This window comes from Mycobacterium sp. (assembly GCF_002863225.1).
In the GTDB taxonomy this organism is placed as follows: Bacteria; Actinomycetota; Actinomycetes; order Mycobacteriales; family Mycobacteriaceae; genus Mycobacterium.
The window spans coordinates 16,360-28,048 of the sequence record NZ_PKEK01000103.1; the positions used below are offsets into that span (position 1 = coordinate 16,360).

Below are 11,689 nucleotides of genomic sequence, written 5' to 3' on the forward strand. Positions count from 1 at the left end.
CACTCACGAAGCGGCGCTGGGCAGAAACGCCGACCTGACCGGCTCGACCGGCCGGCCGGCGCGCACGGCGTCGTCGAGCAGGCCGCGTTCGGCAAGGATCGGGCGCACGCCTTCGCCGAAGACAAACGCCTCTTCGAGGTGCGGATAGCCGGACAGGATGAAGTGGTCCAGACCGAGCGCGGCGTATTCGGCGATCCGGTCGGCGACCTCGGCGTGCGACCCGACCAGCGCGGTGCCGGCGCCACCGCGGACCAGCCCGACACCCGACCACAGGTTGGGAGAGATCTCCAGCTGCCGGGCATCCACCCCAGCCCGGTAATCGTCGCCGCCACCGTGCAGTTGACGCATCCGGCGCTGCCCCTCGGACTCCGAGCGGGCCAGTGACTGCTGGGCAGCGGCCACGGTCTCGGGGCTCAGCGCCCCCAGCAACCGCTCCGCCTCGGCCCAGGCCTGCTCGCTGGTGTCGCGGGAGATGACGTGCAGCCGAATGCCGTAGGTCAGGGTCCGGCCCTGCGCGGCGGCCAGGCCGCGGATCCAGTCGAGCTTCTCGCTGACTTGCTCAGGTCGCTCGCCCCAGGTCAGGTAGGTGTCGGCGTAGCGCGCCGCGACGTCACCCGCCTCCGGTGACGAACCGCCGAAGAAGACGCCCGGCAGCGGATCGGGCCGGCGCCCCAACGACGCCTGCTCGACGCGCAGGTGCTCTCCGGTCACGGTCACCGGCGCCTCGGCCGTCCACAGCTGCCGGACGATGTCGAGGAACTCGGCGCACCGGGCGTAACGGTCCTTCTTCTCCAGGAAGTCGCCGAACGCGCGTTGCTCGGCGCTTTCACCGCCGGTGACGACGTTCAGCAGCAGCCGGCCTTGGGACTGCCACTGGAAGGTGGCCGACATCTGCGCGGCCAGCACGGGACTGATCAACCCCGGGCGAAACGCCACCAGATATTTCAGCGTCTCGGTGCTGCCGATCAGCATGGCGGTGGTCAGCCAGGCGTCTTCGCACCACAGCCCGGTCGGCGTCAGCACGGCCTCGAAACCGTTGGCCTCTGCGGCCTGGGCCAGCTGGATGAGGTATTTCAGGTCGGCCGGCCGGTCGCCGCGCATGCCGCTGCCGTGCCCGCCGGCGATCAGGTTCCGGGAGTCGCCGTAGGTCGGGAGAAACCAGTGCAGATGAATGGGCACGTTGTCTGGTTATGCCTGGCAGGGTCCGATTTCGCCAGGCTTGCATCCGGTGTGATTCGAATTCGATTGGCGCGTGTGCGACCGGCGGTTGAACGGAACGGGAACAGCAGCCGACGCCCGAAGTAGCGGCGAATATATCGGGCCGATACTATGCAGCGAGACAGTTTCTCGACATAACAGCGACGCAATCGGTGCAGCAAAGGAGGCGACTCGATGCTCGAGCTTGCCATCCTGGGACTCCTGCTCGAGTCGCCCATGCATGGCTACGAGCTACGTAAACGGTTGACCGGTCTGCTCGGGGCGTTCAGGGCATTTTCCTACGGCTCGCTGTATCCCGCACTGCGGCGGATGCAGGCCGACGGACTGATCGCCGAGAACGCCGCCCCGGCTGGAACCCCGGTACGTCGGGCCCGGCGCGTGTACGAGATGACCGACGCGGGCCGGCAGCGCTTCAGCGAGCTGGTGGCTGATACCGGGCCGCAGAACTACTCCGACGACGGGTTCGGCGTGCACCTGGCTTTTTTCAACCGCACACCCGCTGAAGCGCGGATGCGCATCCTGGAGGGCCGTCGCCGCCAGGTCGAAGAACGACGAGAAGGTCTGCGTGAAGCCATTGCGCGGGCCAGTAGTTCGCTAGACCGCTACACCCGCCAGCTGCACCAACTCGGGCTGGAGTCCAGCGAGCGCGAAGTCAATTGGCTCAACGAGCTGATCGCGGCCGAACGTTTAGCGCAGAGCAGCGCTGAGCAGGCCTGAGCCGAACAATCCCCCCAAGAAAGAATGGAGTACGCCGTATGAGTGAGCAGAACGCGCCGCAGGCGTCCACCGAGGTCCGAGTTGCCATTGTCGGCGTCGGCAACTGCGCGTCCTCGCTGGTACAGGGCGTCCAGTATTACTACGACGCGGACGAGAACAGTGCCGTGCCGGGTCTGATGCACGTGAAGTTCGGCCAGTACCACGTCCGCGACGTCAAGTTCGTCGCCGCGTTCGACGTGGATGCCAAGAAGGTCGGCTTCGATCTCTCCGAGGCGATCTTCGCGTCGGAGAACAACACCATCAAGATCTCCGATGTGCCGCCGACCAACGTGACGGTCCAGCGCGGCCCGACCCTCGACGGCATCGGCAAGTACTACGCCGAGACGATCGAGATCTCCGACGCCGAGGCCGTCGACGTGGTGAAGACACTCAAGGACGCGAACGTCGACGTCATGGTGTCCTACCTGCCGGTGGGATCGGAGCAGGCCGACAAGTTCTACGCCCAGTGCGCGATCGACGCGGGCGTGGCGTTCGTCAACGCGCTGCCGGTGTTCATCGCCTCCGACCCGGTGTGGGCCAAGAAGTTCACCGATGCCGGCGTGCCGATCGTCGGTGACGACATCAAGAGCCAGGTCGGTGCGACGATCACGCACCGCGTGATGGCCAAGCTGTTCGAGGACCGCGGCGTGCAGCTCGACCGCACCATGCAGCTCAACGTCGGCGGCAACATGGACTTCCTCAACATGCTGGAGCGCGAGCGGCTCGAGTCGAAGAAGATCTCCAAGACCCAAGCCGTGACGTCGAACGTGCAGCGTGAGTTCAAGACCAAGGACGTGCACATCGGCCCGTCCGACCACGTCGGCTGGCTCGACGACCGCAAGTGGGCCTACGTCCGTCTCGAGGGCCGCGCCTTCGGTGACGTGCCGTTGAACCTGGAGTACAAGCTCGAGGTGTGGGACTCGCCCAACTCGGCCGGCGTGATCATCGACGCGGTGCGCGCGGCGAAGATCGCCAAGGACCGTGGCATCGGCGGGCCGGTCGTCCCGGCCTCGGCCTACCTGATGAAGAGCCCGCCGAAGCAGCTGCCCGACGACATTGCGCGGGCGCAGCTCGAGGAATTCATCATCGAGGGCTGATTCCTCTCGTTTGGCCGCGAGCGTAACGCCAGGGCGCTTTTCGACTCAGAAAGTCGCCCCAGCGTTACGCTCGCGGTTTTTTGCCTGCACGATTCAACAGACACAGTGCTGAGCAAGTGCTTAGCATCATGTCTCTATGAAGGTTCAGCCCGCCGCGTTCCTGCGCACCACGTTGCCGATCGACCTGTCGCGGCTCGAAGACCTGGACGGCGGTCGCTACCATTCGATCTGGCTGCCCGACCACATGGTCAGCTTCTGGCCGGACTCGATTTGGACCCCTGAATTCACCGACCTGGCAACGGTTTCGCCCTCACCGCATCGCCATCTCGATGGGCTCGCCGTCGCGGCGGCGGCCGCGGCTCTGACCGAGAACGTGCCGCTGGTGTCCGCCGTCGTCGACACTGTCCGCCGCCACCCCGCGATGCTGGCCCAGACCGCGCTGACCATCGACCACATCGCTCGCGGACGGTTCGTCCTCGGCGTCGGCAGCGGCGAAAGCGAGAACACCCTGCCGTACGGGTTCGACTTCGCCCGGCCGGTGGCCCGTTTCGAGGAAGCGCTGCAGGTGATCCGGCTGCTCTGGGAGAGCGACGGTCCGGTCGACTTCAACGGTCGGTTCTACACCCTGCGGCACGCCCGGTTGGACACCGAGCCGTACGAAGGACGGCTTCCGCAGATCTGGATCGGGGCCAGCGGCCCCCGCATGCTCGACATCGCGGGCCGCTACGCCGACGGCTGGTGGCCTGCGGGCGCCTGGACCCCTGAGCACTACGGTGAAATGCTCAGCGCGGTAAGGGCATCCGCGGAGCGCGCCGGCCGTGATCCGCTGGCGATCACCCCGTGTTTCATCCAGGTCTGTCTGATCGGCGAGGACGACGCCGCGCTGGCCGAAATTCTGAAAGCGCCGCTGGTGAAGGCCTTCCTGCTGCAGGTATCCGCGGAGACGTTGCGCGGCTTCGGTTTCGAGCATCCGATGGGCCCCGAATGGCGGGGATTCCAGGACATCGACCCCGGGGTGCTGACCCGCGAGCGTCTGGTCGAATTCATGGCCGAGGCGCAGCCCGAGATGCTGCTCGCCGTGGTGCCGCACGGCACACCGAAGCAGGTGGCGGCGATCATCAAGACGTTCGTGGACGCGGGGCTGCGCGTTCCCAAGATCCTCGACTACGGCGCAATGGCCGGCGTCGCTCATGCCGCGGCGTCGATGGCCAATGTCGTTGCGGCAGAAGATGAGTTACTTGCGCTGTGCGGAGACGTCCGGTGACCCTGAACGCCGCGGAACTGTTGGCCTCCGCTTCGGCGGAGACGGGTCTGAGTGACTACGGCGACCCCACGCTGCCGGACCGTTTCACGGTCGCCGTGGAGCATCTGAACGGTCTCGGGATGGACAGCACCGGTGAGGCCGCGGCGGCCGGGGTCTGCCGGTGGCTGCTGACGTCGCGACTGGAATTCCTGCAGGACCGCAACCGCTACCCGGTGGCCGACGAGGTGATCGAAGCGCCGATGTTCGTCACCGGCGAACCCCGTTCGGGCACAACGCTGATGCACGCGCTGATGTCGGTCGACCCCGGTGCGCGGGCGCTGCGGTTCTGGGAGGTGATGTACCCGTCGCCGCCGCCCGGCCTGGCCGACGAGCCCGACCCGCGGCGAGCGCGCGCCGACGACGACTGGCGTGAGATCAATGCCAAAATGCCCAAGTGGTTGCACAGCCACCCGTACAACGACATGCTCGGCGACGGTCTACCGGAAGACGAGCGCACCTGGGCGTTCGACTTCAGGGTGATGACACCGACCGCCTGGTGGCGGGTGCCGATGCAGTCGCTGGTCGGCGGCCTGGCCACCGACGCCGCGGCCCAGTACCGGCTGCACAAGGCGATGCTTCAGCAGCTGCAATACAGCCGGCCGCGAAAGTACTGGGTTCTCAAGGGCTTTCACGGCTTCCGGCTGGCCGAGATGTTCGAGACGTATCCCGACGCTACGTTGGTCTGGCTGCACCGCGACCCGGTACAGGTGGCCGCATCGCGGACGATGATGATGGCCGACATTGCCGAGGGCATGTTCGGTCCGGTCGATCTGCATGCACAGGCCAAGCTGCATCTCGAGTTGACCCGTGCCGGCGTGGCCAACACCATGACCCACCCGATGGTCGACGACCCGCGGATCCTGCACGTCCGCTACACCGACTTCGTCGCCGATCAGGTCGCGACGGTCCGCCGCTACTACGAGTTCAGCGGCCGCGAGCTGACACCGCACGCCGAGCGGGCGATGCGGACCTACCTCGCGGAGAACCGCGGCGATCGGCACGGCAAGTTCCGTTACTCGACTCAGCTGCTGGTCGACATCGGTGAAGACCTGGACGCGCTACACGAGGAGTTCCGGCCATTCCGTGAGCGCTTCGGTGTCGAGATCGAGAACCGGGGTTGACGTGACGCACGAGCACCTGTCCGTGCACAACGTCACGTTCTACGGCGCAACACTGTCGGAGTTGCAGAGGTATTGGACCGACCTCGGGGTGACGCGGCTGAGTATTCTGGACAGCCAGCTGCCCGAGGTGTCAAAGCTGTTGCAGCACAGCGACTATACCGTCGAGGCGGTCTACCATCTGTTCTCCGATCCGGCCGAACTGGACCGGGTGATCGACGCGGCCGCCGCGGCCGGCGCCCGGACGGTGTACCTGCTCACCGGCGGACGCGGTGCGCTCACCTGGCCGCAGGCCGCGCAGCGCTTCTGCGAATTGGTCGCGCCCTGCGTGGGACGCGCGAAGGACTCGGGCGTGGCGCTGGCGATCGAGAATGCGTCGAGCCTGTACGCCGACCTCCATATCGCTCACACGCTGCGCGACACCGTCGCACTGGCCGAAATGAGCGGACTGGACATCTGCGTCGACGTGTTCCACTGCTGGGCCGAGGGCGACGTCGCCGAGCAGTTGCAGCGGGCACTACCCCGCACCCGCTTGATCCAGCTCAGCGATTACGTTCTCGGCGACCGGTCGCTGCCCGGCCGTGCGGTGCCCGGTGACGGCGCGATACCGATTGAATCCATTGTCGCGCAGGCATTGTCGAGTGGATATGCCCACGGGTTCGACCTGGAGCTGATCGGCCCGCGCATCGACACAGAGGGCCGGCTCGAAGCGGCCCGGCGCGCATGTGCTGTCGTTGGGGCGATGCTCGACAAGTTGGGTGCGTGAGGTGGCCTTCGGTGACGGCGACGACGACGCCGCGCTGCGTGCCGCGTGGGCCACGTTCTGCGCGCAACTGCGCGACGCGGGCGAACACGTCTTCAAAGACGCCAACGCCCAGTCGGGGTGAGCAGCGCGTCGACGCCTTCCGATTCCTGACTCAAAACCTTGGCCAAGCTTTCGATTTGGCGTTGGAGACCCGCGACCCTCGCTACCCGGCGTTGCACACGTTCTGCGGGCCGACCCGCAAGCTCGGTGGTGACTGCGGCGACTTCACCTATCAGCAGGCCTGGATCGATGGTCACTCGACGTACCGGCTGACCGGGACTCGGGGCACCGCGCGCTTCTTCAATGTCACCGTCCAGGGTCGCCGCACCCCCGGGCCGGGTGTGCTGCACGAACCGTTCGGCGACACGCCCGAGGCGAACATCACTGACCTCGAGGTCGATGACGGGCACTTCGAGCTCTACGTCGGCGGCCCCGAACGCGCCGGCAACTGGCTGGCCACGACTCCCGAGTCACGAAAGCTGTTCATTCGCCAGGGGTTTGACCGCTGGGACGAGCGGCCGGCGCAGTTCCGCATCGAACGGGTCGACATGACGGCGCCCAAGCCGCTGCCGACGGCACAGGTGATGGTCGACGCGATGGGCTGGGCTGGCGACTTCGTCACCGGTCTGATGGCGGACTGGCCCGAGTATCCGTTCCGCTACGGCGGCGTGGACGCCGAGAGGCCGAACACCTTTCCACGCGTCGACACGACCGGCTCCGACGCCAAGCGCGGCCGGGCCGCGGCCAACATGTACTGGGAGCTCGATCCCGACCAGGCGCTGATCGTCGAATTCGACGCCCACGACGGGTTGTGGATGCTGACTAACATGGGGGTCTTCTTCAACAGCATGGACTACCTGTACCGGCCGGTGAGTTACACGCCGAGCCGGACCGCCGTCGACGGCGACGGACGCGTCCGCCTGGTTATGGCGCACCGTGATCCGGGTGTGCAGAACTGGTTGGACACTCAGGGATTCGAGCGCGGCAACCTGACCTACCGGCACATGCTCGAAGGCCAACCCGCCCTGCTGAGCACCCGGGTGGTCTCCTACGACGACCTGGGCGACGCACTGCCGCCGGACACCCCGCTGTTCACCGAGGCCGAGCGGGCCGCCGCGATGTGGGAACGCTTCCGTGGTATTCGCCGCCGGTACGTCCTTTAGTGTCGGGAGTCATGACCGAGATCTCCGACGACGAGCTGTTGGGCCTGTCCGAATTCGGCCTGCTGGCCGAGAACGCCGAGCAGGCCGGTGCCAGCGGACCGCTGCCGTCAGTACGCCGGATCGAGGCGGGCGGCATCAGTGCGCTGCAGTGGGGCGAGGAGCCGCCGCGGGTGGTGTTCTTCCACGGTGGCGGGCAGAACGCCCATACCTGGGACACCGTGATCGTCGGGCTCGGCGTACCTGCGCTGGCGGTCGACCTGCCCGGCCACGGCCACTCGGCCTGGCGCGAAGACGGCGACTACTCGCCGCAGAACAACGCGGCCGCGGTGCAGCCGGTGGTCCGCGACCTGGCCCCGGACGCCGAGCTGGTCGTCGGCATGTCGCTGGGTGGGCTGACCGCGATCGGGCTGGGCGCGATCGCGCCGCAGCTGGTTCGTGAGCTCGTACTGGTCGACGTCACCCCGTCGGCGCTGCGCCGCTACGCGGAGATGACCACCGAACAGCAAGGCACGGTCGCGCTGGTGGCCGGCGAGCGCACCTTCCCCAGCTTCGACGCGATCCTCGAGGTGACGACCGCCGCGGCGCCGCATCGCGATCGGAAGTCGTTGCGGCGCGGAGTATTTCACAACTCCCGTCGGCTCGAGGACGGCAACTGGACCTGGCGGTACGACAACATCCGCAAAATCCCCGACTTCGACGGCCTGTGGGAGGACTTCGCGGGACTGTCGACGCCGGTCCGGCTGGTGCGCGGCGGCACGTCACCGTTCGTCAGCGACGAGGACGCCGAGGAATTGGCCCGCCGCGCGCAGCAGTTCCGTGGCATTCAGATCGTCGAAAATTCAGGTCACTCGGTGCAGAGCGACCAGCCGCGGGTGTTGACCGAGATCCTGCGCGGCGTGCTCGCGGGCTAGTTGCGGCGCGCGCCTACGGTGGGTGGCATGACTTCGCCCGCCCGGCCGATCCGCATCGGCGTCCAGTTGCAGCCTCAGCACTCCCCCGACTACGGCAACCTGCGTGACGCGGTGCGCCGATGTGAGGACATCGGCGTCAACATCGCTTTCAACTGGGACCACTTCTTCCCGCTGTACGGCGACCCGGACGGCGCGCACTTCGAATGCTGGACCATGCTCGGCGCCTGGGCGGAGCAGACCTCCCGCATCGAGCTGGGCGCGCTGGTCACCTGCAACTCCTATCGCAACCCCGAACTGCTCGCCGACATGGCCCGCACCGTCGACCACATCTCGGGTGGCCGGCTGATCCTCGGCATCGGATCGGGCTGGAAGGACCGGGATTACGAGGAGTACGGCTATGAGTTCGGCACCGCCGGCGGCCGGCTGGACGAGCTGGGCGCCGCGTTGCCCCGGATCAGCGACCGGCTGACGAAGCTGAATCCGGCGCCGATCCGCGACATCCCGGTGCTGATCGGCGGCAAAGGCCCGAAGAAGACGTTGCGCCTGGTCGCCGAGCACGCCGACATCTGGCACGGCTTCACCACAGTCGAGAGCTACCCGCAGGCCGCCGAGATCCTGGCCGAGCACTGCCGGGCCGTCGGTCGCGATCCCGACGCGATCGAGCGCAGCGCCGGCGTCAGCGAGAAGACCCCGCTCGAGGACGCCGAGGGGCTCGCCGCCTTGGGCGTGACACTGCTGACCATCGGCGTCAACGGACCCGACTACGACCTGAGCGACGCCGAGGCGCTGTGCCGGTGGCGTGACCGGGCATGAGGGCCGGCGCGTCGAAACTGGCTGCGCTGCTGGTCACGATTCTGCTGACCTACTCTCTGGCTCCCTGCGCCCCGGCCGGCGCCGACAACAACCTCTGCAAACCGGTCGGTAAAGAAGGCGTGGTCGCACTACCGCGGAAACTGGCCGCCGCCAACCGCCCACGTGAGGACAAATACACCACCGCCGACGTCGAGCCGCTCAGCTCGGTCAACATCAACGCGCTGGGCCTGCGCACCCCCGGGACGCTGATGGTCGGCACCCAACCCGGCGGGCCGCCGACCAGCTGTCTGGACGGATCGGGCCGCTACACCGGTTACGACAACGAACTGCTGCGGGCGATCGCCGCCAAGCTGGGTTTGCAGGTCGTCTTCTCCGGTACCGAATTCTCCGGCCTGCTCGCGCAGGTCGCGGCGCGGCGCTTCGACGTCGGCTCGTCGTCGATCATGGCCACCGAAGCACGCCGTCGCACAGTCGGTTTCACCAACGGCTACGACTTCGGTTACCTGTCGCTGATCGTGCCGTCCGGGTCACCGCTGGACAGCTTCGAGGACCTGGCCCCCGGCCAGCGGATCGGCGTGGTTCAGGGCACCGTCGAAGAGGCCTACGTCGTCGACACCCTGCACATGGAGCCGGTGAAATTCCCCGACTTCACCACCGTGTACACCAGCGTCAAAACCCACCAGATCGACGCCTGGGTGGCCCCGGCGATGGAGGCCACCAACGTGATGCGGCCCGGGGACGCCGCCTCGATCGCCGCCTACACCTTCGGCCTGGGCAACTTCGTGGCCTACGCGGTGTCCAAGGACAACCAGGCGCTGATCGCCGCGCTCAACGCCGGTCTGGACGCCGTGATCGCCGACGGCACCTGGTCGCAGCTGTACACCGACTGGGTTCCGCGACCGCTGCCGCGTGGCTGGCATCCAGGTTCGAGATCGGCTCTGACGCCGCACCTCCCGAATTTCGCGGCGATCGCCGAACGCAATCACCGCACCATCGACGAGGCGCCGCCACCCAAGTCGACGCTGGTGCAGCTGCGCGACTCGTTCTTCGACTGGGAGCTCTACAAGCAGGCGATTCCGGCGATGATCACGACGGGTCTGCCGAACACGGTGTTCCTGACCGTCAGCTCCGGCGTGATCGGGCTTGTGGTCGGCATGTCGCTGGCTGTCGCCAGCATCTCGCGGACCCGCTGGTTGCGCTGGCCGGCGCGGATCTACACCGACATCTTCCGCGGCCTGCCCGAGGTGGTGATCATCCTGCTGATCGGGCTGGGGATCGGTCCGATCGTGGGCGGGCTGACCAACAACAACCCCTATCCGCTGGGCATCGCCGCGCTGGGGCTGACCGCAGCGGCCTACGTCGGTGAGATCTTCCGCTCGGGCATCCAGAGCGTCGAGGCCGGCCAACTGGACGCGGCCCGGGCGCTGGGGCTGAGCTACCGCGCCGCGATGCGGATGATCGTGATTCCGCAGGGCATCCGGCGGGTGCTGCCCGCGCTGGTCAACCAGTTCATCGCGCTGCTGAAAGGGTCCGCGCTGGTGTACTTCCTGGGTCTGATCGCCGGCCAGCGTGAGTTGTTCCAGGTCGGCCGCGACCTGAATGCGCAGACCGGCAGCCTGTCGCCGCTGGTCGCCGCGGGCGCGTTCTATTTGCTCCTGACCATCCCGCTGACCCATCTGGTCAACGTCGTCGACCACCGGCTGCGGCATGGCCGGCCCGCGACCGAGCCGGCGTTGGTTACGACTCAGGAGATGACATGACCGGGTCGGTAGCGTTGGCGGGCAAGGGAATTCACCTCGCGTTCGGTCACAACCAGGTGCTGCGCGGGGTGGACATCGCTGCTCCCGCCGGCAATACCGTCGCGGTGATCGGGCCGTCGGGTTCCGGCAAGTCGACTCTGCTGCGCACGTTGAACCGGCTGCACGAACCCGACCGGGGTGACATCCTGCTCGACGGCAAATCCGTGCTGGCCGACGATCCCGACCGGGTGCGGCAACGGATCGGCATGGTGTTCCAGCATTTCAACCTCTTCCCACATCTCAGCGTGCTCGACAACGTGATGCTGGCGCCGCGCAAGCTCAAACGTCTCTCCGGTGACGCGGCCCGCGAATCGGCGCTGGCCCAGCTGGATCGGGTCGGGATGAAACACAAGGCGCAGAGCCGGCCCGGTGCCCTCTCGGGCGGTCAGCAGCAGCGCGTCGCGATCGCGCGGGCACTGGCCATGGCGCCGCAGGTGATGCTCTTCGACGAGGCAACCTCGGCGCTGGATCCCGAACTGGTCAAAGGCATCCTGGCGCTGATCACCGATCTGGGCTCCGACGGCATGACGATGCTGGTGGTGACGCATGAGATGGCGTTCGCCCGGTCGACATCGGACACGGTCGTGTTCATGGATCACGGTCAGGTGGTGGAGACCGGGCCGCCGGCGCAGATCTTCGAGGCCGCAGCTACCGAACGTCTGCAACGCTTCTTGTCGCAGGTGCTGTGACAGCAAAACCCAATTGT

The 11,689-nt window shown here is 67.1% G+C and carries 10 protein-coding genes and 1 pseudogene; 10 read left to right on the forward strand and 1 reads right to left on the reverse strand.

The annotated features are described in order from the left end of the window. Positions 1-3: 3 nt before the first annotated feature. Positions 4-1,179: an LLM class flavin-dependent oxidoreductase gene (locus CYU59_RS27580; RefSeq protein WP_293004457.1), complete on the reverse strand. Its 1,176-nt coding sequence runs from the start codon at positions 1,177-1,179 to the stop codon at positions 4-6. A gap of 213 nt (positions 1,180-1,392) precedes the next feature. Between CYU59_RS27580 and CYU59_RS27585 the strand changes: the two genes are divergently transcribed. From CYU59_RS27585 to CYU59_RS27630, 10 genes and pseudogenes are all read left to right on the forward strand, one after another. Beyond that, the gene (locus CYU59_RS27585; protein WP_293004458.1) at positions 1,393-1,935 is read left to right on the forward strand and encodes a PadR family transcriptional regulator; all 543 of its coding nucleotides are present in this window, start codon (positions 1,393-1,395) and stop codon (positions 1,933-1,935) included. Between the two features lie 38 nt (positions 1,936-1,973). After that, complete coding sequence (locus tag CYU59_RS27590) at positions 1,974-3,071, forward strand: inositol-3-phosphate synthase (protein WP_293004459.1); 1,098 nt, start codon at positions 1,974-1,976, stop codon at positions 3,069-3,071. A 136-nt stretch (positions 3,072-3,207) separates the two neighbouring features. Next, entirely contained in the window at positions 3,208-4,335 is a 1,128-nt protein-coding gene (locus tag CYU59_RS27595; protein WP_293004460.1) for an LLM class flavin-dependent oxidoreductase, read from the forward strand. Between the two features lie 2 nt (positions 4,336-4,337). Beyond that, positions 4,338-5,495 carry a sulfotransferase gene (locus CYU59_RS27600; RefSeq protein ID WP_293004466.1) on the forward strand — a complete coding sequence of 386 codons (1,158 nt, stop codon included), beginning with the start codon at positions 4,338-4,340 and terminating at the stop codon, positions 5,493-5,495. Between the two features lies 1 nt (position 5,496). After that, positions 5,497-6,258, forward strand: a complete 762-nt coding sequence (locus tag CYU59_RS27605) for a sugar phosphate isomerase/epimerase (protein ID WP_293004461.1) — start codon at positions 5,497-5,499, stop codon at positions 6,256-6,258. 1 nt (position 6,259) lies between these two features. Continuing rightward, positions 6,260-7,460: pseudogene (locus tag CYU59_RS27610) on the forward strand (hypothetical protein). Positions 7,461-7,471: 11 nt separating this feature from the next. Continuing rightward, positions 7,472-8,371: an alpha/beta hydrolase gene (locus tag CYU59_RS27615; RefSeq protein WP_293004462.1), complete on the forward strand. Its 900-nt coding sequence runs from the start codon at positions 7,472-7,474 to the stop codon at positions 8,369-8,371. A 27-nt stretch (positions 8,372-8,398) separates the two neighbouring features. After that, positions 8,399-9,184: an LLM class F420-dependent oxidoreductase gene (locus CYU59_RS27620; RefSeq protein WP_293004463.1), complete on the forward strand. Its 786-nt coding sequence runs from the start codon at positions 8,399-8,401 to the stop codon at positions 9,182-9,184. After that, positions 9,181-10,944 carry an ABC transporter substrate-binding protein/permease gene (locus CYU59_RS27625; RefSeq protein WP_293004464.1) on the forward strand — a complete coding sequence of 588 codons (1,764 nt, stop codon included), beginning with the start codon at positions 9,181-9,183 and terminating at the stop codon, positions 10,942-10,944. Before CYU59_RS27620 ends, CYU59_RS27625 begins: the two co-directional genes overlap by 4 nt. Then, positions 10,941-11,672 carry an amino acid ABC transporter ATP-binding protein gene (locus tag CYU59_RS27630; protein WP_293004465.1) on the forward strand — a complete coding sequence of 244 codons (732 nt, stop codon included), beginning with the start codon at positions 10,941-10,943 and terminating at the stop codon, positions 11,670-11,672. The genes CYU59_RS27625 and CYU59_RS27630 overlap by 4 nt, the downstream gene beginning before the upstream one ends. Positions 11,673-11,689 lie beyond the last annotated feature (17 nt).